The organism is Pseudomonas sp. DC1.2 (genome assembly GCF_034351645.1).
GTDB lineage: Bacteria > Pseudomonadota > Gammaproteobacteria > Pseudomonadales > Pseudomonadaceae > Aquipseudomonas.
Window position 1 is genome coordinate 2,504,138 of record NZ_CP133782.1, and the last position, 26,942, is coordinate 2,531,079.

Sequence of the window (26,942 nt, forward strand, 5' to 3'; positions counted from 1 at the left end):
TCGGCGGGTACTTAACTGTACTCGATGGCTCCAATGGAGGTTTTTGATAAGTTCGACTGGAAGCTGTTGTTACGGGCCCGCCAATTTGGACCCAGCCAGGTTGCGATGGTGATCTGGAGCGCAGCATTGTGGACGTGTTTAGTGGTTTTCCAATAAACAATCTGAGTGGCTCCGGTAACAGTGTCTTCGAATTTTTCTTGACTGTACGCCATGATTTTTTACCTCGTTCATTCCATTAAAAACATAGGTTTGGTGGTGCGTGTGTGGCTCGTTACTCATCTGTTTTGGTCATTGCAGTCCTCCTTGGTCAGCGCTTGAAAAAGTTCGGTCAGTGCGAGGTCGGGTTACTGATCACGCCGAGCAGCACCGGCAGGTTCGAATCCCGTGCGTCAAAATGAATATCAACGGCACCCGAGCTGCCGCTTGCCCCGGCCGGGAGTTGTACGGTTGCCGTCGCCTGGACGTTGAACGGCCCGATGCGCGTGACCGAGTTGGCCAAACCTTGGGCCTGCGCCAGGTTGCTGGCCCTCAGCGTCAGGTGCGGACGAAAGCCCACCACGGCATGGCTGGGCAGCAGGCCAATGGCGCCGTTGGCACTGAAAAAATCGGCCGCCGCGGGCGGTATCGGGTAACGGGCGCCGTCAAAAAAATTGGCGTTAAACCAAGCGGAAGCGCTGAGTGCGAAGCGTGAAAATTGCTCAACCGACAGGCTCATGGTGATGGAGGTGCTGCTGAGGTTACTGAGTGCTATCGAGCGGGTATTGGCGGCGCTCAGCTCAATAAATGCCGGCCAGTCGGCAGCGGTCAGCATTTGCGTGAGTACGGTGTGGCTGGATGACGAGGGCAGGTTGATGGCGACGCTGTCAAGCAGGGTCATCGGAGCGCTACTGCGCAGCAACCCGTTGCCACGCCAGACGGGCAGGGTCTGGGCCCACTGCTCAAGGGTGTATCCGGGGCATTGAAAAATCGTGGTGTCGGCAGTGCCAGCCGTCATGTTGAGTGATGTCGGTTGCTGAAGAGAGGCCAGCCAGCACTGATCCATTGCCGTAATAATCTGCGGTGCGCAGGCGTTGCAGGCGCTCTTGAGCGATTGATGCGCCGCTGCCAGGCTGGCGGCATTCGTGGTGGTGTTTGCCGTGCGTAAACCTGTCTGAGCCCCGGCGGTTTGAGACGCGCGCGTGGCTAGCAGCAGTTGCCGATAGTGTTCGAAATTGATCGGCGCTGCCGCCGTGTGAGCGTTTGCCTGTAAGAGTAGGGGGGAGGGTGCAGCGTCTTGAAGCAGATAGCTGAGGTAAACCCAGTAAGACGAAAACAGTCCGCTGTGGGGTGAATAGCTGCCGTTGGGTGAGGGGATGCCATTGCCCAGTTGATAGATGCTCCAGTTACACACGCCGGTATCCGGGCTGCCAAGGTCACTGAAGGTATCGATGGCCGCGACCGAAAAAATCTCGCTACCCGTCACGTGCGCCCAATGGGCAAGGGTCTGCGTATAAAGCTGCCACATTGATGAGTCGCTTGGCACGGTCAGTGCTCCCTGTTTTGGCGCGGATCCAGAGGCGGTCCACCCTTTGCCGAAAGGCGAAGGGCAACCGCTGGCGAAGGCCTAGACGCCGAGTTTTTGACTGATCACACCCAGCAATATCGGGAGCGTGCTGCTTAGCGGGCCGATGGTCACGGACGCGGTGGCATCGTCGTATTTGATGTTTTGCTTGGTGCCATTAGCTGAACCTTTGAGCGACCCAAGACGGAATGGACCGATACCGATTGAGGTGGTGGCGGTCGCGTCCCAGCTGCTTTTGACATTGCTGTAATCGCTGGCGCTCATCTTCAGCGTGACTGTTGGCTCAAAGCCCACCACCACTTGGGTGGCGATAGCCGACAAAGCGCCATCGTCACCAAAGAAAATCGGCGCGTTGGGTTTCAGTTTTTTGCTGTTTAACGCCACCAGCGCACTGTCCCACCACTGCCCGGGGCTGACCATAAAACTGCCAAAACCGGTGAAGTCGACTTGCAAGGAAAAGTCGCTGCTGGAGGTGTCGATGCTGGTTTTTTGGCCGCTGGCCGAGCCGCCCAGGGAAAAGCTGAAGAAGTCTCCGAACAGACTGGCATTGGCCGACGTGCTCCAGCCCGACTTGTCCAGATTGTAGGTGGCAGTGCTCGACGTAATGGTGATCGAGGCGCCAGCATTGGTCTTGCCGGCAACGCTAGCGGCTTGCCATTCGGCATATTTGGTGCCAAACGCCTGGAGGGTATAAGACGGTGCGAGTGATGACACCTGGGCGCTCACGGGGGGCGGAGTCGTCCCTCCAATCACGACCGGTTGACTGCCTGGCGGCGAGACGGAGCCGGAGGTGACGGCCATGTTGAACGCGTTCGCCCCCAGCAAGCTCTGCGCACCGTTAATGCCGACTTTTGTCCGCGCCGTTTGAAGGACGCTGTAGCCCGGTCCATACATCGCAATCATCGATTGTTCGTAGGCGCTGGCAGCGCCGATCAGCGTGTTATTCGCTGCGATATAGGACGGGTAGCTTTGTCCTACCCAATCCTGGAAGGCAGGGAGGTTGGGGAAGACATTTTTGGCGCTGGTGTAGGCGGTAAAGGCTTGCACTTGCACGCTATTGAAGCCTGTCTGCGCGGTATTGAGGTTGGTGGTCGCGATCGAAACCTGACTCGCCAGGTTCGGGTTGAGTACAGCACCTGGATCGATCCAGTCGAGAAAGGTCGCATAAGCAGACAGCAAGCCACTGCCCGCCGAGTAGGATGGGCTGTTAGCCGGCACCACATCACCCAAGCCATGGATGTAGTAGTTCTGGATACTCGGGTTGGGATTACCCAGATCAATGTTAAGGGTGGTTGAACCTGCACTGAATCGCTGAGTTTCACCAAGGCCACCCGGCAGTGCCACGGCCTGAACAGCGCCCATCCATTTTTGCCACAGATCCAACGTATCAATGTTAGCCATTTTTTATCGCTCCAAATCGGTTGGGGAAACCGAGCATCGCGGCCAGTACCGCGACCTCCTGAGACGATCAGTGCAGGACTGCCTGCAGCTCTCGTCTGAAACAAAGGCTAACGTGTGTTCGACGCTGTGAACCTGTACGCAATGCTGATTTATGGTCTCCAAAAGACTGATTCTTTCCTCGGTATTCATACCGACGCCCGTCAGCGTTAAAGCCATCCTTCGCGCAGTGCATAACGTGTCAGTTGTGCGATGCCCTTGAGGTTTAGCTTGCTCATGATGTGTTCGCGGTGCGTACTCACGGTTTTGCCACTGATGTGCATGCAGTCGGCAATCGCTCGGGTGGTGAGCCCCTCCACCAGCAGTTGCAGGATTTGCCGCTCCCGTGGGCTGAGGCTTGCCGCTGCGCAGGCGGGGGTTTTGGTGTGGGTCAAGCGCTGGCTCAAGACCATCGCCGTGGCGATTTCCGGCGACAGGTAGCCTCGTCCCTGAGCCACGGTGCGCACGGCTTTGACTAACTCGTCGGCGGCACAGTCCTTGAGCAGATAGCCTGAGGCGCCGGCGTCCAGCGCCGCGCTGATGCGGCGTTGTTCACCGTGGGCTGAAACGCATAAAAACCGCAGGGCTGGAACCAGTTTGTGCGCCCTCGTGATGGTGTCGATGCCGTTCAAGAGCGGCATCTCCAGATCGATAATCATCAGATCCGGAGGCTGTGGGGCAATCAACGCAAGCGCCTCAAGGCCATTGGCCGCCTGACCGACAATGCGTAGGTCGTGCTCACTGAGCAGCAACGCGGCGAGGCCTTGGCGAAACAGGCTATGGTCGTCGACCAGCAAAATTTTCAGCGGTGCAGGGCTCATGAGCGGTTCCTCGCGGAATGACACCCGCGATGAGTGGGCACGAGCAGACGCACGAAGGTGCCACGGCCCAGCTCTGAGTCCAGTAGCACGCGTCCCTCCAGCGGCTTGAGTTGCAGCGCAATGCTGCGCAAACCAAAGCCGCCCCACTGACCCTTAAGTGCCGGCGCGAAACCATGGCCATTGTCTTCTACGCACACCGTGAGGCTGTGCTCGTGGCACGCAGAGCTGAGCGTCGCCTGCGTTGCGCCGCTGTGCTTGCGGACATTGGCCAGCAGCTCGCTGACTGCGCGCAATAAAGTCTGAGTGATGCTGTCCGCTAGCGGTATGGGTGGGCCTTGCAGGTTCAGAACAATGGTTGGGGCGTCGGGAAAACGTTGCTGCATGCCCAGAACCAGCCCTCGAAGCGCGTCGTCCAAGGATTGACGCGGCATCGGCTCGTTCCCCAAATTTTGCACCACCGTGCGCAGGCTCGCGCTGGCCTCATGGATCAGGCGCTGTAATTGCTCAATCAGTGGCTGCAGCGCAGGTGCTGCTGCGTGTCGTTGCAGTTCGGCCAAGCACAATTGGGCGAGGGCCAAGTGTTGCCCCGCGTGGTCGTGCAGGTCACAGGCGATACGCAAACGTTCGTTTTCGATGGCCCCGAGGCACGCGGGCGGACAGGCACACTTGTGTTGGCGTGACATTCCTTGTCTCCGTTAACGAGGCTGACGCCCGGGCGGCTGCTCGAGTGATTCAGTTATGGCATTTCGCCGTTACATGATTGGAGACAGTTTGCGAGTCCGGCAATACCACCGATGGCGTAGTAGCGATGCTTTAGCTGGCCGGCCTGATCAGTTGTTGGTCCAGGCAATAGCGCACGAGCTGCACGATGCTGCTGATGGCCAGTTTTCGATACAGATTTTCTCGGTGTTTACGCACCGTCAGGTCACTGACACCCAACGCTTGGGCAATTTCCTTGCTGGTGCGACCGCCCGCGATCAGCCGCGCGATTTGTTGTTCTCGGCGCGACAGCGGGGAAGAGGAACGGCCGGGTGGGGGCGCGGGTTCAGCCGTGATCTGATTCAGCGCTTGTTCGACGAAAGTCACGCTCTACGGCAAACGCGCAGAGCTGCGCCGAATGGGTCAGACCCTTTTTAGCCATGATGTTGCTGCGATGTTTACGAACGGTCAGAGGGCTGATGTGTAACTGCAGGGCAATCGCCCTACAGTCCAGGCCCAGGCTGATCAATCGCATCACCTCGCGCTCCCGTGGCGTCAGTGGTTTGAAGTTGACCGGACTCAAGCCGACATCATGTGCTGGCCGGCCAATCTGGATGACCGCCGCGCCGGATCATCGGTGTGAGGCAACTTGGCCTGCGCCAAGGCAGTCGTGATCTTGGATGCATTGATCATTATCGAGCTCCCCGTAGCCTTGCCTCGAAGTGACCGGCCCTGATAGACACACAGGATAGTTCAAAAAACTTCCAGTCTTCGAGTGGGGTGGCGGAGCAGTCGCTGTGTTTAGAAAAGCCCGAATCAAAGGTCGGGGGGGTACTAAAGGGAGGTGCAGAGGGCGCTGATTTTCAGGAAAGGCGACAGGCGGTAGCGTTCATGTTCGAGACGCTAACTGAATCACGCCTGTCGGCATCTATAACTACGCTTGTCTCAAGCCTTCAACGGCGGCGCTTCATTTGGCGGGTCGCCCACAGGCGGCTGGATACCTGGCGGTATCGGGTCTTGCTCAGGGACAGGCTGAGGGTCTGGAGGTGGAAGCGTCGGGTCGTCGATGTTGGGATCGGGGGTTTCAGCCGGTATTGGAATATTCATGAACATGGCCTCATTTCTGCTTCTTATCAAACAGGAGTTAAGCCATTGACCTTAAGACTGAGCCATTGATTCCCGATTTTTTAAGGAAACCGACACGGGCAAATTTCTGTGAACTTTTACCGGGGCCAGTCGCTCGGAACTTAAGCGAGTTCACTGCGGGCCGCGTGGTCGATCTGCAGGAACACCAGACACAAGAGCGTCCTTGGGGCGTTAAGGAGAGATGCTCGATGACGGCTGAAAAACCCACAGAACTCAGTTACAACCCCTCTATGCCGTTGTCGCAGGCCCTGTTGCTGCCGCGCATCGTCATCGAAAACACCACGCCTACCGTTGAGGGTGGGCAGTTTGCTGTCAAGGCCATCGTTGGCCGAGACGTCGAGGTGACTAGCACCGTGTTTGCCGACGGCCACGATCAGTTGGCGGTTTACATTCGTTGGCGTGGAGAGGGCCAAGACATCTGGCAACGCGAGCGCATGACCGATGTCGGTAACAACGGCTGGCAGGGGCGCTTTCGTGTCGAGCAGCAGGGACGTTGCCTGTTTTGTATCGAAGCCTGGATCGATCAGTTCGCCAGCTTTCGTTATGAATTGGAAAAAAAGCACAACGCGGCCGTGCCCGTCAGCCTTGAGCTGCAAGAAGGCCGCACGATGGTGCAACAGGCTGCCGAGCGCAGTGACGGGCCGCTGAGCGAAGCCCTGGCGGCGTTGCACCATGAGTTGTCGGGGCTGCTCGAAACCGAGCAGGTGGCGTTGTTTATGCACCAGCGTAGCGCCGACTTGATGGCCCAGGCCGATCACCGTGCCTATCTGAGTTTGAGCCCGGAATACCCGCTGGACGTTGAACGAGTGTTGGCCGAATTTGCCAGTTGGTATGAGCTGTTTCCACGCTCGGTCACTGATGACGCAGCGCGGCACGGTACGTTTAACGACGTGCACGCGCGGCTGCCGATGATCCAGGACATGGGCTTTGACGTGCTGTACTTCCCGCCCATCCATCCGATCGGTCGTCGCCACCGTAAAGGGCCGAACAACGCCCTGACGGCAGGCCCCGATGACCCCGGCAGCCCCTACGCGATCGGCAGTGAAGAGGGCGGGCACGAGGCGATTCACTCGCAACTCGGCACCCGCGATGACTTCCGTCGGCTGGTCGCGGCGGCGGCTGATCATGGTCTTGAAATCGCGCTCGACTTCGCGATCCAGTGTTCTCAGGACCATCCATGGCTTGAGCAGCATCCGGGCTGGTTCAATTGGCGGCCCGACGGCACGATCAAATATGCCGAGAACCCGCCGAAAAAATACCAGGACATCGTCAACGTCGATTTCTATGCCGCCGATGCGATCCCGAGCCTTTGGGTCGAGTTACGCGACATCGTGTTGGGTTGGGTCGAGGAGGGCGTGAAGATTTTCCGGGTCGACAATCCGCACACTAAACCCCTGCCGTTCTGGCAGTGGTTGATTGCTGATGTGCGAGCGCAGTACCCCGAGGTCATGTTTCTGGCGGAGGCTTTTACGACGCCGGCGATGATGGCGCGTCTGGGGAAAGTTGGCTATTCCCAGAGCTACACGTACTTCACGTGGCGTAACAGCAAGGCGGAACTGGCGAGCTATTTCAGTGAACTCAATGAATCGCCGTGGCGCGAGTGCTTCCGGCCGAACTTCTTCGTCAATACCCCGGACATCAACCCGCCGTTTCTGCATGAATCCGGGCGTGCGGGGTTTCTCATCCGCGCCGCGCTGGCGACCATGGGCTCGGGCCTGTGGGGCATGTACTCGGGTTTTGAGCTGTGTGAAGCCGCGGCGGTGCCGGGCAAGGAAGAGTATCTCGACTCGGAGAAGTACCAGATACGTCCACGGGACTTCAACGCGCCGGGCAACATCATTGCCGAGATCGCTCAGCTCAATCGAATTCGACGGCAGAACCCGGCGCTGCATACGCACCTGGGGCTCAAGCTCTACAACGCGTGGAACGACAACATTCTGTATTTCGGTAAGCGCAGCGCCGATGGCAGCAATTTCATTCTGGTCGCGGTCAGCCTCGACCCGCACAACGTGCAGGAAGCGAATTTCGAATTGCCGCTATGGGAAATGGGCTTGTCCGACGACGCCAGCACTCAAGGTGAAGACTTGATGAGTGGCCATCGCTGGACGTGGTACGGCAAGTACCAGTTCATGCGGATTGACCCGGCCCATCAGCCCTTCGGGATTTGGCGAATCACTATTTCTTGAATACACGGCACTGATCGTTCCCGCGCTCGGCGTGGGAATGCCGCCTTGGACGCTTTGCGTCCGCTGCGATGACGCAGGGCGTCACTGAAATGACCTCGGTCAGGGCGCTCTCTAGCTTTCAACAGGAGTTTCAAATGGCGAAGAAACCCACAGCAGCGACTTTCATCAAAGACCCGCTCTGGTACAAAGATGCGGTGATTTACCAAGTTCACGTTAAGTCCTTTTTCGACTCCAACGATGACGGTATCGGCGACTTTCCGGGCCTGATTGCCAAACTCGATTACATCGCCGATCTCGGCGTCAACACCATCTGGCTGTTGCCGTTCTATCCCTCTCCACGTCGCGATGACGGTTATGACATCGCCGAATACCGCGGCGTGCATGCCGACTACGGCACCCTGGCCGATGCCAAACGTTTCATTGCCGAGGCTCACAAGCGAGGGCTGCGGGTCATCACCGAGCTGGTCATCAACCACACCTCGGACCAACACGCGTGGTTCCAGCGCGCGCGCAACGCCAAGAAAGGTTCTGCGGCCCGCGACTTCTATGTCTGGTCCGATGACGATCAGAAATACGACGGCACCCGCATCATTTTCCTCGACACCGAAAAGTCCAACTGGACGTGGGACCCGGTGGCTGGCCAGTATTTCTGGCACCGTTTCTATTCCCACCAGCCGGACCTGAACTTCGACAACCCGCAGGTTATGGAAGCGGTGCTGTCGGTGATGCGTTACTGGCTCGACATGGGCATCGACGGCCTGCGCCTGGATGCGATTCCGTACTTGATCGAACGCGACGGCACCAACAACGAAAACCTGCCCGAGACCCACGACGTCCTCAAACAGATTCGCGCCGAAATCGATGCCAATTACCCGGACCGCATGCTGCTGGCCGAGGCCAACCAATGGCCGGAAGACACGCAGTTGTACTTCGGTGATACCGACGCCAACGGCCTGAACGGCGACGAGTGTCATATGGCGTTTCACTTCCCGTTGATGCCGCGCATGTACATGGCGCTGGCCCAGGAAGACCGCTTTCCGATTACCGACATCCTGCGTCAGACCCCTGAAATCCCGGCTAACTGCCAGTGGGCGATCTTCCTGCGCAACCACGATGAATTGACCCTGGAGATGGTGACCGACAAGGAGCGTGATTACCTATGGAATTACTACGCCGCTGACCGTCGGGCACGGATCAACTTGGGTATTCGCCGTCGCCTGGCGCCGTTGATGGAGCGCGACCGCCGCCGTGTCGAACTGCTCAACAGCCTGCTGCTGTCGATGCCTGGAACGCCGACGCTGTATTACGGTGATGAAATCGGCATGGGTGACAACATCTACCTGGGCGACCGTGACGGCGTGCGCACGCCGATGCAATGGTCTATCGACCGCAATGGTGGTTTTTCTCGCGCCGACCCGGCCAGCCTGGTGTTGCCGCCGATCATGGACCCGCAGTACGGCTATTTGTCGGTTAACGTCGAAACCCAGGCCGGCGATCCGCACTCGCTGCTGAACTGGACCCGGCGCATGCTCGCGGTGCGCAAGCAATCGAAAGCCTTCGGGCGCGGTACGTTGAAAATGCTTTCGCCGAGCAACCGGCGGATTCTGGCCTACACCCGCGAATTCACCGGCGCTGATGGCAAACACGAAACCATTCTGTGCGTGGCCAACGTGTCGCGCAGCGCGCAAGCCGCAGAACTTGATTTGTCGGCATACGCCGGAATGGTCCCGGTGGAAATGCTCGGCGGCAACGCGTTCCCGCCGATCGGCCAGCTGAATTTTTTGCTGACCCTGGCGCCCTACGGCTTTTATTGGTTTGTGCTGGCCGCGGAAAACCAGATGCCGAGCTGGCATGTGGAGCCCGCGCAAAGCCTGCCGGATTTCACCACCCTGGTGCTGAAAAAACGCATGGAAGAACTGCTCGAATCGCCGTCGCGCGACAGTCTGGAGCAGGGTATTTTGCCGAGTTGGCTGCAAAATCGCCGCTGGTTTGCGGGCAAGGATGCCGCTATCGACAGCGTTAAAATCGCCTACGGTGCGCGCTTTGGCGATCCACAACATCCCGTGCTGTTGAGCGAAATCGATGTTGCCAGCGGCGGTCAGACCAATCGCTATCAACTGCCGTTCGGCTTCATCTCCGAAGATCAAGTCGGCGCGGCGTTGCCGCAGCAACTGGCGTTGTCTCGTGTTCGACGCGTGCGGCAGGTGGGTTTGATCACCGATGCGTTCAGCCTTGAGACGTTTGTCAGGGCGGTGCTGCACGGCATGCAATCGAGTACCGTGCTGGCCTCCAGCGAAGGTGAGATCCGCTTCGAGCCTACGCAGGAGCTGAGCCGACTTGGCCTCAACGCGGAGTCCGAGGTGCGTTACCTGTCTGCCGAGCAGTCCAACAGTTCGGTGGTGATCGGCAGTAGCCTGGTGCTGAAGCTGATTCGCAAAGTCGCATCGGGCGTCCACCCGGAACTGGAAATGAGCGCGTACCTGACTCAGGCCGGTTTCGCCAATATCTCACCGCTGCTGGGGTCGGTGATTCGCCGTGATGCCCAAGGCGAAGACAACTTGCTGATGATCGCCCAAGGCTACTTGAGCAATCAGGGCGATGCTTGGGAGTGGACGCAGAATAACCTTGAGCGCGCGTTGCGCGACGAGCTGGCGGGCGCGATCTCCGAGCAGGGACAACATTACAACGCGCTCGGCGAGCTGAAAGATTTCGCAGGCATGCTCGGCCAGCGTCTGGGTGAGATGCATCAGGTTCTGGCCGCACCCACCGACAATCCAGACTTCGCGCCACAGGTCACCACGCAAAAAGAAGCCTTGGCCTCGGCCAAGGACGTGGCCGCGCAATTGGAGCATGCGTTGAAGCTGCTCAAGCAGCATCAAGATGAATTGAACCCGGCGGACAAGGCTTTGGTTAGCCACTTGCTGGACAACAGAAAAGCCCTCCTCGGCCATGTTCAAGACTTGGGCAAAAAAGCGGTCGGTGGTTTGCGCATCCGTGTCCATGGTGATTTGCACTTGGGTCAAGTCCTGGTGATCAAGGGCGATGCGTACTTGATCGATTTCGAAGGCGAGCCGGCGCGGCGCTTGAGCGAGCGCCGGGGCAAGCACAGCCCTTACAAAGATGTCAGCGGCGTGCTGCGCTCTTTCGATTACGCGGCAGCAATGGCGATCAACGTCAACAACGTCGATCACACCGGGGACACCCAGGCCGCTCGTCAACGGGTGGCGGATCGTTACCTAAGTGAGGCGCGTCAAGCATTTATCGACGCCTATCGGCTGGCGGCAGCTAGTCTTGCTCATGCATGGCAAGATCCTGAAGGCGAGGACGCCGCGATGGCGTTGTTCGGTCTGGAGAAGGCGGCCTATGAAGTGGCCTATGAGGCTGAAAATCGTCCCGCTTGGCTACCCGTGCCGTTGCACGGTTTGTTTGGATTATTAAGTGGGCTTAAACCCTTTTCCGATCTTGGTGGAGAGTAGTCATGAGTTTCTCGAACAAGGAACAGGGGCACGCTAAAGAGGCGCTGTTGCCCAGTGCGCGGGACATTGATGCCCTGGTCCGGGCCGAACATCACGACCCGTTTGCCATACTCGGCCCCCACGGCGATGGTCATGGCGGGCAATTCATTCGTGCCTATCTGCCGGATGCGCTGAGCGTGCAGGTGTTGGCCAACGATTGCGGGGAAGTGCTGGGCAGCCTTGAAGCCGCTCACGCCCCCGGGCTGTTTGTCGGACACTTCGATCATGCCCAGCCTTACGTGCTGCGCACCCGTTGGGCCGGCGGCGAGCAGGTCGCGGAAGACCCTTACAGCTTCGGCCCATTGCTCGGCGATATGGACTTGTACCTGTTTGCCGAAGGTAATCACCGGGACCTGAGCAGTTGCCTTGGCGCCCAGTTGATGACAGTCGACGGGGTAGCTGGTGTGCGTTTTGCCGTCTGGGCGCCGAACGCCAAACGGGTGTCGGTGGTCGGCAACTTTAACGTCTGGGACGGTCGGCGACACCCGATGCGTCTGCGTCATCCGACGGGGGTCTGGGAGTTGTTTATTCCGCGCTTGCAGGCCGGGGAGACGTACAAGTACGAAATCCTCGGCGCCAACGGGATTCTGCCGCTCAAGGCTGACCCGATGGCTCTGGCAACTACGCTGCCGCCGGACACCGCGTCAAAAGTGGCTTCGCCGCTGAGCATCGACTGGCAGGATCACGACTGGATGCAGGCCCGTGGCGAGCGTCAGGCGCCCAGCGCACCGCTGTCGATTTACGAACTGCATGCCGGTTCATGGCAGTGTGAGCTGGATGATCTGGGGGAAGTGGCCCGTCAGTACAACTGGCATGAATTGGCTGAGCGACTGATTCCTTATGTGAAGGAATTGGGCTTCACCCACATCGAACTGATGCCGATCATGGAACACCCGTTCGGTGGTTCCTGGGGTTATCAGCTACTTTCACAATTCGCCCCGAGCGCTCGTTATGGCGCGCCGGATGATTTTGCGGCGTTCGTCAATGCCTGCCACCAGGCTGACATCGGCGTAATTCTTGACTGGGTGCCGGCGCATTTTCCGACCGACACCCACGGCTTGGCGCAATTCGACGGCACCGCATTGTACGAATACGCCAACCCACTCGAAGGCTTTCACCAAGATTGGGACACGCTGATCTACAACCTGGGCCGCACCGAAGTGCATGGCTACATGCTGGCGTCGGCGCTGCACTGGCTCAAACATTTCCACATCGATGGCCTGCGGGTCGATGCTGTGGCATCGATGCTCTATCGCGACTACTCGCGCAAGGCCGGCGAGTGGGTGCCTAACCGGCACGGTGGTCGCGAGAACCTTGAAGCCATCGACTTTCTGCGCCACCTCAACGACGTGGTGGCGCTGGAGGCGCCCGGTGCATTGGTTATTGCCGAAGAGTCCACCGCGTGGCCGGGTGTCAGCCAGAGCACTCAACAGGGTGGGCTGGGTTTCAACTACAAGTGGAACATGGGTTGGATGCACGATTCGCTGCACTACATCCAGCAAGACCCGGTGTACCGCGCGCATCACCATAACGAGCTGAGTTTCGGCTTGGTGTACGCCTGGTCCGAACGCTTCATCCTGCCCATTTCCCATGATGAAGTGGTACACGGCAAGCATTCGCTGATCGACAAAATGCCCGGTGACCGCTGGCAGAAGTTCGCCAACCTGCGGGCCTACCTGAGTTTCATGTGGGCGCATCCGGGCAAAAAGCTGTTGTTCATGGGCTGTGAATTCGGCCAATGGCGTGAGTGGAACCATGACCAGCAACTGGACTGGTACTTGCTTCAATACTCCGAACACAAAGGTGTGCAAAAACTGGTTGGCGACCTCAATCGACTGTACCGCGAGGAGCCGGCACTGCACGACCAGGACGATGCTCCCCAAGGCTTCCAGTGGCTGATCGGCGATGATGCGATCAACAGCGTCTACGCGTTTCTGCGCTGGAGTAAAGAGGGGAGGCCCGTGCTGGTAGTGGCCAACTTCACGCCAGTGCCGCGTCAGGCCTATCGTATTGGCGTACCGCTTGCCGGCCGCTGGGGCGAGATGATCAACAGTGATGCCGATACTTATGCCGGCTCCAACTACGGCAATGGCGGCGGTGCGTTTACCGAGGAAGCGCCAAGCCACGGTCAGGCACTCTCGCTGGTGTTGAATTTGCCGCCGTTGGCCGTATTGATTCTGCGGCCGCAGGGTTGATCCGAGTTCACGGGCAGGCCCGCCCTCACACTGGTTTTGTGTTCGTCACCCGCCCAGTGTGAGAGCAACTGCCGGTCGAAAAAGGGCGGGATCGTGGTCGTGCTTTCCGTTAGTCCGCTGCCAACAGTTCAGACAAAGACGATTTCATAAGGTAAGCGCATTCGCTCAAGAATCACTCGCGGCAGCAGGGGCGAGAGGCCAATCGCCGGCTCGCCCTCAAGTTGACTGGCATAAGCATGGGTGGCGTGGCTTTTACGAGCGACGGTCCAGGTGTCAAGGCGCACCTTGCGTGCTCGGTGCCAAGGGATTTGCCCTTGGTCCCGAACCGGCCAATGCCAGGCCCAGACCGGCACTTCGTTAAACCCCACACCGACCATCAAGGCCGCCTTGGCGCTGGCTCTGCCCACCGCTTCATGGTCGTCATTGCCGTCGCTGCGCCAGGTGCTGAACACCACGTCGCCGGGCCGCAGGTAACGTGCAATGAACTGGGTCAATTGATGCTCGTGCTCAACCAGCGCGTTGTCGGCGAAACCGCCACGAATCCACTTCAGGCTGTGCATCGGTAAACCAAGCCGGCGTAACGCTTCGACACTCTCCTGGGGGCGAAACACGCTCAAGCGCTTCTCCGACCACTGCGTGGAGCCGGGGTGGCTGGCGCTGCCGTCGGTAATCGAGATCAATTGCAGCGGATGCCCCAGCGAGCTCAGTAACTGTAGCAAACCGCCGCAGGTCACCACTTCATCGCCGGGGTGGGGCGCGATCACCACAGCCCTGGCGCCGGGGGCTACCAGGGTTTGCGTACTGATGACGGGGATATTGTCCAGTTGCTGGGCGCTGTTCCATACCTGTATCGGCAGGCTGCCATCACTGATGGGAAATGATTTCATGGGTAGCACGTCCTTGTTATGACTCGCCTTCAGTCGTGCCCAGCGCTCGCGTATTGCAAGCCTGGCAGACCCGTGAGGGCTGGTTAATAGCGTTATGCCGCGCTCCTAACCCTGGATTGCGGCGAACAGAGTATTGCTCATGCCACGCGATTCGTCGCGTCGCGGTTGCATCTGATGGGTTTTTTTTTGAAGCTACTGTGTCAATCCGCGCAGATAGTCACCGAAGCCGCCTCGGGCCCGGCTGTCCAGTCGGGCACTGGTGTGTACTTGCGGGCGGTGACTCCACGCGATATTTGCGCCGCAGCGTTCAAGCTGGCGCACCAGTTGCACATCCTCATCGCACGCTAACGGTTCAAACCCGCCCGCACGTTGGTAGGCCTCGGCGCTGATGCCCAGATTGGCGCCGTGAATATGCCGGTGGCCCTCACGGGCCTGGTAGCTTTGGTGGTAGCGGATCTGCGCTGACTCGTCGAACGTCTCGTGCCACGCCTCGACGGTGACGGTGCCGCATACCGCGTCGGCGCCCAAGGCCAACTGCGCCACCAGCCAGTCACTGGCAACCCGGCTGTCGGCGTCGGAGCAGGAAATCCAGCGTGCGCCGCGATCCAGCAGAAACCGCGCACCGGCGGCTCGGGCCTGACCGACATTGCGCGCGTCGATCGTCAAGCTATGCACCGGGTAACGGTTGACGATCTGCGAGGAGCGATCGGTGCAACTGTCGAGTACGACCAGCACCTCGACGGTTTCGCCCTCCAGCTGTTCGTGTTGCGCGGCGCACAGAGCGGCTCGCAGGCAGTCGTCCAGCAAGGCCTCTTCGTTGTGCGCGGGGATCACAATTCCAATCATCTCAGGCCCTCCATAGCTGCCACGGAGCGGGGTTCTCGGCTCCAGAGTTCCAACACGAAATCCGCCTCCTGATGAAGCACCAAGCGCGGTATGTGCAGGTGTTCGTGGAGCAAGTCATGCACCTGGCGTGCGTTCAACGGACAGCCGTCGATGGGCGGGCGCCAGTGGCAGGCCAACAGTTGGCCGTCGGCGGTGAGCGAGTGTGCCGCCTGTTCAATCAGGCGCTTGAGATCGTCGGCGTCCAGGTAGTAGCCGATTTCACTGAGCACGATCAGGTCGAATGTTTCATCGGGCCAATCGGCCGGTAGGCGTCCCTGGCGTACTTCGGCGTGATCGAACATGCTCAATCGAGTGCGGGCCAGGTCCACCGCGGCGGTGGCGGTGTCGCAACACAGCAGACGATCGCTGCGGGTGGCCAGTTCAGCGCTCAATTCGCCGTTGGCGCAGCCAGGTTCGAAAATAGCGCGATAGCGGCGACGGGGCAGGGCGGCGAGCGTGACGGCGCGCTTACGCTGTTCGTACCAGCGTTGGCGGAAGGCCCACGGGTCGTCGTTGCCGCTGAACAATCCGTCGAAATAGCGATCCTCCACACTCATACAAACACCACTTCGAAGGGTTGCAGCAGACGATCCAGGACATAGGGCGCCAGTACCGGCGGCACGCCACTCTGCGGGTCGCCTTCCAGCTGACTGGCGAAGGCGTGAATTGCATGACGCTTGCGTGCGACCAACGGTGGCGCCAAGAGAATTTTGCGTGCGCGGTGCCACGGCACGAAGCTGTCTTCGGGGGCGGCCCAATGCCAAGTCCACACGGGTAACTCATGCAGGGTGGCGCCGACCTGTTGTGCGGCATCGGCGCTGGCACGGCCCACGGCCTCATGATCGCAATGGCCGTCTTCGCGCCAGGTGGTGAACACCACATCGTCAGGACGCAGATGGCGTGCGAGGAACGAACACAATTCAGCTTCCCTGGCCGCGACCTGGCTGTCGGCGAAACCGCCTCGCAGCCATCTCAGGCTGTGCAGCGGCAAGCCGAGCCGGCGCAAAGCCTCGGCGGATTCCTGAGGGCGGACGATGCTCAGGCGCTCGGCTGACCAGCGTCCGGAGCCGGGGTGGCTGGCGCTGCCATCGGTGACTGAGATCAGTTGCAGCGCTCGACCCGCAGCCGCCAGCAGTTGCAGAAAACCGCCGCAACCGAGCACTTCATCGTCTGGGTGCGGGGCGATGATCACCGCCCGAGCGCCCTCCGGGACCAGCTCCAGGATGTCGATCGCCGGCAATTGCGCCAGATGGCGTGAGGTTTGCCACAGGTGCAGCGACGTGCCTTGGCCGACAATGGGGTTGGTTTTCATAGCGTCCATGCCTCATTGATGACTTTTTTGCCGAGGGCGGCGAGATCCCGCTCGGCATGGCTTTGTCGCAAGAACACCGGGAGGTCTGCCATCAGTCGGGCGAACTGCCGATCCTTGCAATAGGGGCCAGCGCCGAGGGCGTGGCCAACATGTTGGATGACCCGTTCGGCGCTGTGCTCGACGACCGCCCTGGCACGCCGCGCCAGATGTTCGGCATCGGCCAGGGGCGCCGCGTCAATACTCACGGCACTGGCCCGCAGCACCTCGGCGGCGGCGCACAGCGCGCTGTCCACCGCACCCAAATGAGCCAAGGCATGCGGTTCCAGGCGTTGTGCGCAGTGCGCACGCAAGCGTTCGGCAAGGCTCTGCGCTGCGCCGTACCAGCAGGCGGCAATGCCGATCCCGCCCTGCCAGAAACCGGGACGTTGCAGGTAATCGCCGGGGTTGCCAATGGCCTGCGCAGCGGCGCCTTCAAACAGCACCTCGACGCTGCCCGTCGCGGCCATGCCTACGGCGTGCCAACCGTCAGTGGTGAGCGTAACGCCGGGTTGGTCGAGCGCTACCGCGACCAATTGCTGACGGTCCTGGTCGTCCCAGGCCGTCAGCAAGGCATGGCTGAGCACTGTCGCACCCGAGCACCAGGCCTTGCGTCCATTGAGCACGCCCCTCTGACCCTGCGGGCTGAACCGAACCTTGGCGTGTGGCGGTTCGGCGGCCCACATGCCCCACGTACCCGCAGGCGTTGACGAGCCACCCAGTTGCTGGATGATCGCCAGCGCGTCGGTGTGCCCTTCGTACAACTTGCACAAACCCAGGTCGTGACCGCCGACGTGGGCCAGGCGCTGAAACCGCTCCAGCGTCCGGCCACTGCCAGGCAGCGGGAGTTGATCGAGCCCGGCCTGGACCAAGGCACTGAGGCCATGACCTAGTGCTGCGGTGTTGTTGCAGTCGGCTATCTCACGTTGCAGAAATGCCTGAAGGTCCATGTCACTCGTCTTCCTCATGCTGCAATTCGAACAGCAGCAGCGAACGGCCGGTGACCGAATATTCATGACCAAACTCGAAGCGTTCCTGGCCGCGAATTGACGGTTGATTAGTGTCGATCATGCAGGTCCAGAACCCGCCGTCAGGCACTTGCGGCAGCGTGAAATTGACGATGTCGTGATGAGCGTTGACCACCAGCAGCAACGTCGCATCGCCGCCCTTGCGCCGAATACCGGTTTCCTGCGCGCGGCCGTCGAGCAACATACCCATGCAGCGACCATGACTGTCCTGCCATTGCTCAATGCTCATCTCGCTGCCGCCAGGGGCCAGCCACGTGACGTCCTTGACGCCGATGTCTTCGTTATAGTTGCCCACCAAAAAACGCCCGCGCCGCAGGATCGGGTAGGCCAGGCGCAACTTGATCAGGCGTTTGACGAATTTGAGCAAGGCCTTGCCGTCTTCACTCAAGTCCCAGTTGACCCAGCCAATGTCGCTGTCCTGGCAATAGGCATTGTTGTTGCCGTCCTGAGTGCGTGCGAATTCGTCGCCAGCGACCAGCATGGGCGTGCCTTGGGAGAGCAGCAGTGTGGCGAAGAAGTTGCGCATCTGGCGCTGGCGCAGTGCGTTGATCTGTGGGTCATCTGTCGGGCCTTCGACACCGTGGTTCCAGGACAGGTTGTTGTTGCTGCCGTCCTGGTTGTTCTCGTCGTTGGCTTCGTTGTGTTTGTCGTTGTACGACACTAGATCGTTTAGGGTGAAACCGTCGTGAGCGGTGATGAAGTTCACCGACGAATACGGCCGCCGACCCCGTTGGTTGAACATCTCGCCGGACGCGGTCATGCGGCTGGCGAAGTCCGCGAGTTGGCCGTCGTCGCCTTTCCAGAACGCGCGCACGGTGTCGCGAAACTTGTCGTTCCATTCGACCCAGCCCGGCGGAAATTTACCTACTTGGTAACCGCCAGGACCGCAGTCCCACGGCTCGGCAATCATTTTTACCTGGCGCAATACTGGGTCTTGGCGGCAGGCCACCAGGAAGCTGTGACGTTCGTCAAAACCGTCGTGGTAGCGTCCGAGGATGGTCGCCAGGTCGAAGCGAAAACCGTCTACGTGCATTTCTGTTGCCCAGTAACGCAGCGAGTCGGTGACCATTTGCAGCACGCACGGGTGACTCAGGTCCAAGGTGTTGCCGGTGCCGGAATCATTGATGTAGAAGCGTTTGTCGTCGGGCATCAAACGGTAGTAGGACGCGTTGTCGATGCCGCGCATGGAGAGGGTCGGGCCTTGCTCGTTGCCCTCGGCGGTGTGGTTGTAGACCACATCGAGGATCACTTCCAGATTGGCGTCGTGCAGGTGCGCAACCATCTCCTTGAACTCGGCGATTTTGCCGCTGGCCAGGTAACGTGGGTCCGGGGCGAAAAAGGCGATGCTGTTGTAGCCCCAATAGTTGGTCATGCCTTTGTGGAGCAAGTGTTGGTCATTGACAAAGGCGTGAATCGGCAGCAGCTCAATGCTCGACACGCCCAGTTTGCGGATGTGTTCCAGCACGTCATCGACCATCAACCCAGCGAAGGTGCCGCGCACATTCTCGGGGACCGAGGGATGACGCATGCTGATGCCGCGGACATGAGTTTCATAAATGATGGTTTTGTCCCACGGCACGCTGACGCGTTGATCGTTGCCCCAGGTGTGGGCTGGGTCGATCACTTTGCATTTCGGCACGAAGGGCGCACTGTCACGCTCGTCGAAACTGAGGTCGGCGTCGGGATGGCCGATGGTGTAGCCGAAGAGCGCTTCCGACCATTTCAATTCACCGACCAGTTGCTTGGCATACGGGTCGATCAGCAGCTTGTGGTGGTTGAAGCGATGGCCGTTGGCCGGGTCGTATGGCCCATAGACACGGTAGCCGTAGATCAGCCCTGGGTGAGCGTCGGGCAAGTAGCCATGGTAGATCTCGTCGGTGTATTCCGGCAGTTCAATGCGCTCGAGTTCCACCTCGCCGGTGTTGTCGAAGATACACAGTTCGACCTTGGTGGCGTTGGCGGAGAACAGCGCGAAGTTCACCCCCAGGCCATCCCAGGTCGCGCCGAGCGGGAAGGGCAAACCTTCACGGATTCGCGAGGCCTCGACTTGAGACTCCGGCGCGGCGACTTTCTTTGGATGGGTCATAAATGCTCCTGCACATAGGGGTAACAACTAAGGGAATAAATACGGGCTCTTTTTGAGGGCGAGCGCTCCCCCGGTGGCGAGCGAACTCGCCACGACGTCAATCGAAAATAATGGGTAAAGCGTTAGACAGCGGGTGGTTTGCGCGTTGTTCGAGGCTTTTTCTCGGCGGCTTTTTCACCCGGCGGAACTACTTTCGACGCGGCAGCAGGTTTAGCCTTGGTTTTCGGCTCGACCGCTTTCACATCCGCCTTGCCGGCAGGTGCCTTGCTCGCAGCGGTTTTGCTTGCCGCGGCTTTGGGCGATTTTTTAGGGGCCAAGGCTTCGGCTTCGGCCAGTTTGCGCGCCATCTCCCAATGGCGAGCTTCATGGCCTTCGGGCTGACCTTCGGACTCCCAGATCTGATAGGCGAATTCGCGGATGCGTTTATCGTCGGTGCTCATCGCAATGCTCCTGAACTGAACTCAAGTATCGGTACTTTGGATAAAGAGATTGACCGGAAAATTTCCCAGCGCGTCGCTGATGTTCAGCTCCCTGTTTTTTGTGACTGTGACGTTTGCAAAAAGTCCCTTTAGATTTTCGTCAGAGGCGGCGAACGGTAGCTTGACCCTCGTATCGCCCCACAGCAGCGCGTCAATCTGTGGGTGGGCACTGTTTTTCAGCAGTTCGGCGCTGCGTATCGGCACGATCACGATGGCCCGCGTACCGGCATGGGCACGCACAAACGCGAGCACACGATGCGCCTGGCTGCCAATGACCTCCAAGTGCTGGTACGTCCCTCGGCGAAACAACTCGGCCTGTTCGGTGCGGCGACGCAACGTGCGGGCGATCAGGGTTTGCTTGATGCGCCCATCACGCCAGTTCGCCAACAATTCGGGCAGGTGCAACGGGGCCTCTAACGCTTGTTGACGGCTGTGATAGTCCACCGGCCGACGATTGTCCGGGTCCACCAGGCTGAAATCCCAGAAGTCATTGCCCTGATACAGATCGGGGATGCCCGGCACGGTCATTCGCAGCAACGTTTGCGCCAAGCTGTTGAGCGCACCGGGCGCAGCGAGGCTCTGCACGGCCTGGTCCAAGGCTTTGCGCAACGGTGCGCCCTCGGGGCTCAACAACAGGCGTTGGATAAACGCTTCGGTCGCCTGCTCGTAGGCGTCGCTTGGTGCGCTCCAACTGCTTTGCAACTTGGCTTCACGTAAGGCTTTGCGTTGCCACTGCCAGAGGCGTTTGGCGTAGTCCTCGAGCGCGGGCAGGTCGTCGCTGCGCAGGTTCAGGGGCCAACTGCCGAGGAGCGCTTGATAGAGGATCAGCTCATCGCCAGCCGACGGTATTTGCGCATCAGTGCGCAGCGATTTAGCCAGGGCGCTCCACTGCGCAACCTGCTCGGCATACCACGCACCGCGTTCGCTCAGTACGGCCAATCGCGCGCGGGTGTCTTCGCCGCGTTTGTGGTCGTGGGTGGCGGTGGTGAGCAGGTTGTCTGGGAACGCTTGCAGGCGGTAGGTGCAGGCGGCATGGAAATCCGCCACCGGCGCACTGAATTGTTCAGTGCTGAAACCCACGTCATTTCGCGAAAGCACGACCGCCGAACGATAGAACGCGGTGTCTTCTACGGCCTTGGCCGCCGCCGGCGAGGTCAGTTGCTGAAAGCGCACGCAGGCATGCTTGAGCCTTTTGCGCGCGCGGCCCACCGGGCGTTTGCGCCACGGTTCGCCGCCAAGCCAGCCGGCCAGGCAGTCGAGTACCGGCCAGTCGGCCTCGCTGAGGGTTTGCCGTGCACCGTCCATAGCCTGTTGGAAAAACTTCTCGTCCTGGGCGGAGCGCCCAAGCGAGCTGATGTACGTGCGGTACACCGGAAAATGCACGATCAGTGCTTGTAGCGCCCGACGAATAGCGCCGAGGGTCAGGTCACGGGTCATCAAGTCGTCCCTTGCCACTTGCAGCAAAGCTTGGGCGACGCTTTCGAAGTCCCCGGCCAACGAGCCGTTGAGGATCTGCTGGCGTGCCAGGTGTGCCTCCTGGATAAACTCGGCGGGGCGTTCGCTGTGTTGGCTCCACAGTTCTCCCAGTGGTTGTGCGCCGGTGGGATCGTGCTGCAGCAACGATAATTGGTTCATGAACTCGTAACCAGTGGTGCCATCCACTGACCAGTCGCGGTGCAGGGTTTCACCTTCTCCGAGGATCTTTTCGACATAGATCGGCAGGTGCCGTCCCGGCGCCAGGCTGTCAACCCGACGCCGCAACTTGCGGCAGTAACCGCGAGGGTCAGCCAGACCATCGATGTGGTCGATGCGCAGCCCATCCACCAGACCTTCGGCGATCAACTGAAAAATTTTTGCATGGGTCGCTTCGAAGACTGCCGACCGTTCAACCCGCAGCCCCCCGAGTTCGTTGACATCAAAAAAGCGCCGCCAATTGATATCGTCCGCTGCGGTGCGCCAACTGGCCAGGCGATAACTTTGGCGTTCCAGCAGTGAGTGCAGACGGGCAAAGCCTTCAGGCGTGAGCGAGTCGTAAGCGTCAAGCGTTTGCTGGAGCGCGTGAACAATCGCCGGGCTCTCGCCCAGCGCAACCAACTCCTCCTGAAGCGGCGTCGCCAAGCGATGGGCATCGCTTTGATAGTTCAGGGTGCTGAAGCGCTCAGCGAGGGACCTAAGCTGTTCGTGCTGTTGACCCGTCAATGGCGCGTTGGTTTTGAGCAGTTCGCCATAGTCCTTGGGGCAAATCGGAAAGTGATGGTCGTAGTGTTCGACATAAAACGCGCCGTGCTGCGCATCAAAGCGCAGGGTCAACGTGCCTTCCTGCAGGGCAACGCCGTAGTCGCTGCCCAGAAACGGCAACAGCAATTGGCCTGCCATCAGCGGGTCGGGCGAATGCCACTGGATGTCAAAAAATTCGCTATACGGGCTCAGGCGCCCCCAGGCCAGCAAGTCCAGCCACCACGGATTGTCGCTGCCACCGACGGCCATGTGGTTGGAGACGATATCGAGGATCAGTCCCATGCGTTGCTTACGCAATGCATCGACCAGCCTGCGCAGCGCGGCTTCACCGCCCAGTTGCGGGTTGACTGTAGTCGGGTCCACCACGTCGTAGCCGTGCATGGAGCCGGCGCGTGCGCTGAGCAACGGCGAGGCGTAGACATGACTGATGCCCAGTTGGGCAAAGTACGGCACCAGCGGCACCGCATCATCCAGGGTGAAGTCCTTGTGAAACTGCAGCCGCAGGGTGGCTCTCAACGGTTGGGTAAGTGTCGGGTTCATTGGTCACGCTCGGCGGCCTGAAGTCGGGCGCAGGCAAGCAGTTCCAGGCGTCTTGCGGCGTCCGGACTGTCGAGTAAGGCGTCGCTGTTGCCGGGCAGGCGTCGCGACCAGTTAGGGTGGGTGTCAGTGGTGCCAGGCAGGTTGGCCTGTTGCTCAATACCCAAGGCGTCCTCCAGTGGCAACAACACCAAGGGCGCACGTGTGTGGCCAAGGAAACGCACGCTGGCGTCGAGTACCTGATCGGTTTCGTGGGACTCTTCACGAAAGTTCTGTGGGTCTTGGCGCAGTTCCCGGCGCAAGCCTTCACGCTCCCGCTCGCGGTGGTGCCGCCATTCGATTTCAGCGTTTGCGTCGATCAGGCCCAAGCGCGCGTTCCAGTCGATATCCCGCCCGTGCCACCAGCCGTTGAGCGTGGGCAGGTCATGGGTGCTGGTGGTGGCGAGCGCGTTGTCCGGCCAGTCGAGAATCGGCTTGAAGTGGGCGTTATCCTGTTCAAACAGCAGCACGCGCATGCCGAGGATCGAGCGCGCAATGAGTTTCTCGCGCAGGCCGTCTGGCACGGTGCCAAGGTCCTCCCCCAGAACGATGGCGTGATGACGGTGGGATTCGAGGCTCAGCAAGCGCAGCAAGTCATCCACTGGGTAATACAAATAAGCCCCGTCGCTCGGTGGCGCGCCATTGGGGATCACCCAAAGCCTTTGCAGGCCCATGACATGATCGATCCGCAGGCCTGCGGCGTGAGCGAAGTTGGCTCGCAGCATTTCGATGAAGGCGCGAAAGCCGTTGCGCACCAAGCCTTCCGGGGAAAATGCCGAAATGCCCCAGCCCTGGCCCGAGCGGTTGAGGATGTCCGGTGGTGCGCCCACGGTCAGGGACGCGAGCAATTCGTCCTGCCGGCTCCAGGCCTGGCTGCCGCCACCGTCGGCGCCCACGGCGAGGTCGGCGATCAGGCCAATCCGCATGCCCGCACCGCGAGCGGCGCTTTGCGCGCGTTCCAGGCCGCGGGCGATCAGCCACTGGCAAAACGCGAAGAAGCCAATGCGCCCCGCGTTCTCTTCGGCAAAATGCGCGAGTGCAACGCTTCGCGGATCGCGCCACTGTTCGGGCCATTCACGCCAGTCCAGGGCATCGCCGCTGGCGGCGCGCGCTTCTTGAATGGCTTCGAAGCGACAGTGGTTTTCCAGGGCTTCGCCGCCGGTATGGCGGAAACTGCTGAAGTCTTCATGCAGCGGATGCTGGCCCTGAACAAAGCCTTCGTAGAGCGCTTGCAACAGTCGATGCTTGGCTTCGGCGGCGGCGGGCCAATCGATCAGAGGCAAGGCTTCCAGGTGTTGCAGTTGTTCGCCAAGCCCGGCGGCCTCAATCGCATCGCGTAAGGCCCGCTCACCCAGAATCGCCCCGGGGGCGGCATACAGGCTATTGAGGAATAACCGACTGGAAGGTGAATAAGGGCTGTAGCGCTGGGTGTCGCTACTGAACATCGCATGCAGTGGGCTGATGGCCAAGGCCTCGGCGCCGCGTTCACCGGCCGAGCGGGCCAGGTTTTCAAGCGCCAGGGTGTCGCCGAAACCGCCATCTCCGGGGCGACGCAACGAATACAGCTGCACGCTCAGGCCCCATGTGCGCGGGATCGCGCTGTCGACTGCATCGCCGACGCTGTAGCAGCGCTCAGGCGCCACGGCCAGGGTGAAGGCCTGCCCATCAATGGTGACGTGCTGATAGCCGACCGGAATCAAACCGGGCAATACCGCTTCGGCATCAAGTTTGAGGTGCAGCCGCGAGCCGTCTTCGAGGTGAATTTCGCAAGGGGTTTCGGGTTCGAAATAGCGTGCAAGGTCGATGCCCGTGCCAACGTCAGCGGTGATCAGCGGCGGCAGGTGCCGGGTCTGTTGCACCTGCTGCAATTGCAGCAGGCTGGCGTCGATTTCCTGAGCCGTGCCGGCCGGGTGGCCCAGCCCGGTCAAGACGCTGCGCAGCACTGGCGCGGCGACTTTCTGTGGGCGACCGTTGGCATCGATCCAGTCGACGGCCAGGCCAGCACGGCTGGCCAGTATTTCCAGTTGCGCATCGCTCATGGGCGCTCTCCATCCGGGGGTAGCAAAGGGGCTGCGGCTGTGAGGCTAACGAGCGCGCAATACGGGGCGAGAATGCCTTGGTCCAGCAGGCGGGCTGAGCGTGGCGGGTGTTCGAACAGCAGCGTAGCGCCGGCCTGTGGGGTGTGGACCACAGCGGTCTCGTTGAGGTTCAGGTCAATGCGCAGTTGAGCACCATCGCCCATTCGCCAACGCGCGGTGACGGCACCGTTGGCCAATACTTCGGCGCCCAAGGCGCAGGCACCGGGCAGGCGAGGGCTTATTTCGCGCTGGCGCAGTTGCAGCAACTGGCGATACAGGTCGTACATGTCACGTTGTTCCGATGGCCCGTCCGAGTGGAGTGTGGGCCGCGAGGCTGCAAAGGTCTGCGGTGCATTCGGGTCGGGAATCTGTGCCCGTTTTTGCGGATCTTTAAAGGCACTGAAGGCGGCGAATTCATTGCGTCGACCCTCGCGCACGCACTCCGCCAACTCGCCGTGGTGACTGGTGAAAAACAGGAACGGTTGTTCGGCGGCGAACTCATCGCCCATGAACAGGAGCGGGATCATCGGCGACAATAACAGCAATGCAGTGGCCGCTTTTATCGCGTCGGGGTGGGCCAGTTGGTGCAGCCGCTCGCCAAAGGCGCGGTTACCGATCTGATCGTGATTTTGCAGAAACAGCACGAAAGCACTCGGCGGCAAATGGCCGCTGGGCTCGCCGCGCGGTGTGCCATGCCGGGTGATGTGCCCCTGGAAAACGAAGCCCTGACTCAGGCAGCGTGCCAGTTGCTCGGTGGGTTGGTGGGCATAGTCTTCGTAATAAGCGTCGGTTTCACCGGTCAGCAGCACATGCAGGGCGTTATGCCCGTCGTCGTTCCACTGTGCGTCAAACCCTTGCTCCAGCAGGCTGGCCTCATTGTGTTCGTTTTCCACGGTGAGCCAGACGTGGCGTGCCGCGTCGGTCTGTTGGCGCACACGTTGTGCCAGCTCCGGGAGAAAATCCGGGTCTTCAATGGCATGCACCGCGTCCAGGCGTAAACCGTCGAAGCGGTATTCCAGCAACCACATCAGCGCGTTTTCGATGAAGAAATCCCGCACTTCGCGTCGGCGAAAATCGATGGCGGCGCCCCACGGCGTATGCTTGTCCTCGCGAAAGAAGCCCTTGGCATAACGATGCAGGTAATTACCGTCCGGGCCAAAGTGGTTGTAGACCACATCAAGAATGACCGCCAAGCCATGGCCGTGGGCGGCATCAATCAGGTGTTTGAGTTGGTCGGGGGTGCCATAGGAGGCTTGCGGGGCGAACGGCAAAACGCCGTCGTAACCCCAGTTTCGCGTGCTGGGAAACTGCGCCAGGGGCATCAGTTCGATGGCGGTGATGCCCAATTCGACGAGCCGTGTCAGGTGTTGCTCGACCTCGCTGAAGCCGCCGAGCGCCCCGACGTGTAACTCATAGATCACCGCCTCGCTCCAGGGCCGGCCGCGCCAGGCGCTGTGCTGCCATTGATAAGCAACAGGGTCGACGACCACGCTATGGCTATCGATATCACCGGCCTGTGCCCTGGATGCGGGGTCTGGCACCTCAAGTTCGCCATCAATGTTGAAGCGATAGCGCGTCCCGGCGGGGCAGCGGGCATTGATCACAAACCAGCCATCGGCCTGAGGCAACAGCGGTAAGGATTGTCCATCGTCCAGTTCGAGACTGACGTAAAACGCATCTGGCGCCCACAAGGCAAAACGCGTGTGCTCGGCGTTCAGCATGATTGCGCCGTGGGGCCAGGTTTCAAGGGTCCGTAACGGCATCGTTGAAAGCCTCT

General features: G+C 60.2%; 20 protein-coding genes. 3 read left to right on the plus strand and 17 right to left on the minus strand.

Going from position 1 to position 26,942, the window contains the following annotated elements; translation table 11 throughout:
• Positions 1-328 precede the first annotated feature (328 nt).
• The 7 genes from RHM68_RS11455 to RHM68_RS11480 form a co-directional block, all read right to left on the minus strand.
• On the minus strand, positions 329-1,504 hold the full coding sequence (locus tag RHM68_RS11455; protein WP_322223007.1) for a hypothetical protein: 1,176 nt from the start codon (positions 1,502-1,504) through the stop codon (positions 329-331).
• 99 nt (positions 1,505-1,603) lie between these two features.
• Entirely contained in the window at positions 1,604-2,962 is a 1,359-nt protein-coding gene (locus tag RHM68_RS11460) for a hypothetical protein (RefSeq protein WP_322223009.1), read from the minus strand.
• Positions 2,963-3,168: 206 nt separating this feature from the next.
• Positions 3,169-3,819 carry a response regulator transcription factor gene (locus RHM68_RS11465; protein ID WP_322223012.1) on the minus strand — a complete coding sequence of 217 codons (651 nt, stop codon included), beginning with the start codon at positions 3,817-3,819 and terminating at the stop codon, positions 3,169-3,171.
• Positions 3,816-4,502, minus strand: a complete 687-nt coding sequence (locus RHM68_RS11470) for a sensor histidine kinase (protein ID WP_322223014.1) — start codon at positions 4,500-4,502, stop codon at positions 3,816-3,818. Before RHM68_RS11470 ends, RHM68_RS11465 begins: the two co-directional genes overlap by 4 nt.
• A gap of 130 nt (positions 4,503-4,632) precedes the next feature.
• On the minus strand, positions 4,633-4,905 hold the full coding sequence (locus RHM68_RS11475) for a helix-turn-helix transcriptional regulator (RefSeq protein WP_322223016.1): 273 nt from the start codon (positions 4,903-4,905) through the stop codon (positions 4,633-4,635).
• Complete coding sequence (locus RHM68_RS26690) at positions 4,865-5,101, minus strand: response regulator transcription factor (protein WP_369124955.1); 237 nt, start codon at positions 5,099-5,101, stop codon at positions 4,865-4,867. The genes RHM68_RS11475 and RHM68_RS26690 overlap by 41 nt, the downstream gene beginning before the upstream one ends.
• A 362-nt stretch (positions 5,102-5,463) precedes the next feature.
• Positions 5,464-5,625, minus strand: coding sequence for a hypothetical protein (locus RHM68_RS11480; protein WP_322223018.1), 162 nt, complete (start codon positions 5,623-5,625; stop codon positions 5,464-5,466).
• Positions 5,626-5,852: 227 nt separating this feature from the next.
• Here RHM68_RS11480 and RHM68_RS11485 point away from each other — a divergent pair, with 227 nt between their 5' ends.
• The 3 genes from RHM68_RS11485 (at position 5,853) to glgB (ending at position 13,560) form a co-directional block, all read left to right on the plus strand.
• Positions 5,853-7,850 (plus strand): alpha-1,4-glucan--maltose-1-phosphate maltosyltransferase, encoded by a 1,998-nt coding sequence (locus RHM68_RS11485; protein WP_322223020.1) that lies wholly within the window; start codon positions 5,853-5,855, stop codon positions 7,848-7,850.
• A 134-nt stretch (positions 7,851-7,984) separates the two neighbouring features.
• Positions 7,985-11,326 (plus strand): maltose alpha-D-glucosyltransferase, encoded by a 3,342-nt coding sequence (gene treS, locus RHM68_RS11490; protein ID WP_322223022.1) that lies wholly within the window; start codon positions 7,985-7,987, stop codon positions 11,324-11,326.
• Between the two features lie 2 nt (positions 11,327-11,328).
• Positions 11,329-13,560: a 1,4-alpha-glucan branching protein GlgB gene (gene glgB / locus RHM68_RS11495; RefSeq protein ID WP_322223024.1), complete on the plus strand. Its 2,232-nt coding sequence runs from the start codon at positions 11,329-11,331 to the stop codon at positions 13,558-13,560.
• A 128-nt stretch (positions 13,561-13,688) separates the two neighbouring features.
• Here glgB and RHM68_RS11500 read toward each other — a convergent pair whose 3' ends face one another.
• The 10 genes from RHM68_RS11500 to treZ all read right to left on the minus strand — a co-directional run bounded on the left by RHM68_RS11500 (position 13,689) and on the right by treZ (position 26,928).
• Positions 13,689-14,447, minus strand: coding sequence for a PIG-L family deacetylase (locus tag RHM68_RS11500; protein ID WP_322223027.1), 759 nt, complete (start codon positions 14,445-14,447; stop codon positions 13,689-13,691).
• Positions 14,448-14,639: 192 nt separating this feature from the next.
• A complete protein-coding gene (locus tag RHM68_RS11505) occupies positions 14,640-15,293 on the minus strand; it encodes a glycosyltransferase (RefSeq protein WP_322223029.1) in 654 nt (217 codons plus the stop codon).
• Positions 15,290-15,889, minus strand: coding sequence for an SAM-dependent methyltransferase (locus tag RHM68_RS11510; RefSeq protein ID WP_322223031.1), 600 nt, complete (start codon positions 15,887-15,889; stop codon positions 15,290-15,292). The genes RHM68_RS11505 and RHM68_RS11510 overlap by 4 nt, the downstream gene beginning before the upstream one ends.
• Entirely contained in the window at positions 15,886-16,644 is a 759-nt protein-coding gene (locus tag RHM68_RS11515) for a PIG-L deacetylase family protein (RefSeq protein ID WP_322223033.1), read from the minus strand. Before RHM68_RS11515 ends, RHM68_RS11510 begins: the two co-directional genes overlap by 4 nt.
• A complete protein-coding gene (locus tag RHM68_RS11520; protein ID WP_322223765.1) occupies positions 16,641-17,630 on the minus strand; it encodes an acyl-CoA dehydrogenase in 990 nt (329 codons plus the stop codon). Before RHM68_RS11520 ends, RHM68_RS11515 begins: the two co-directional genes overlap by 4 nt.
• Position 17,631: 1 nt before the next feature.
• Positions 17,632-19,794 (minus strand): glycogen debranching protein GlgX, encoded by a 2,163-nt coding sequence (gene glgX, locus RHM68_RS11525; protein WP_322223035.1) that lies wholly within the window; start codon positions 19,792-19,794, stop codon positions 17,632-17,634.
• A 122-nt stretch (positions 19,795-19,916) separates the two neighbouring features.
• A complete protein-coding gene (locus tag RHM68_RS11530; RefSeq protein WP_322223037.1) occupies positions 19,917-20,234 on the minus strand; it encodes a DUF2934 domain-containing protein in 318 nt (105 codons plus the stop codon).
• Positions 20,235-20,255: 21 nt separating this feature from the next.
• A complete protein-coding gene (locus RHM68_RS11535; protein ID WP_322223039.1) occupies positions 20,256-23,051 on the minus strand; it encodes a malto-oligosyltrehalose synthase in 2,796 nt (931 codons plus the stop codon).
• Positions 23,048-25,126 (minus strand): 4-alpha-glucanotransferase, encoded by a 2,079-nt coding sequence (malQ, locus tag RHM68_RS11540; RefSeq protein ID WP_322223041.1) that lies wholly within the window; start codon positions 25,124-25,126, stop codon positions 23,048-23,050. Before malQ ends, RHM68_RS11535 begins: the two co-directional genes overlap by 4 nt.
• Positions 25,123-26,928: a malto-oligosyltrehalose trehalohydrolase gene (gene treZ / locus RHM68_RS11545; protein ID WP_322223044.1), complete on the minus strand. Its 1,806-nt coding sequence runs from the start codon at positions 26,926-26,928 to the stop codon at positions 25,123-25,125. Before treZ ends, malQ begins: the two co-directional genes overlap by 4 nt.
• Positions 26,929-26,942 lie beyond the last annotated feature (14 nt).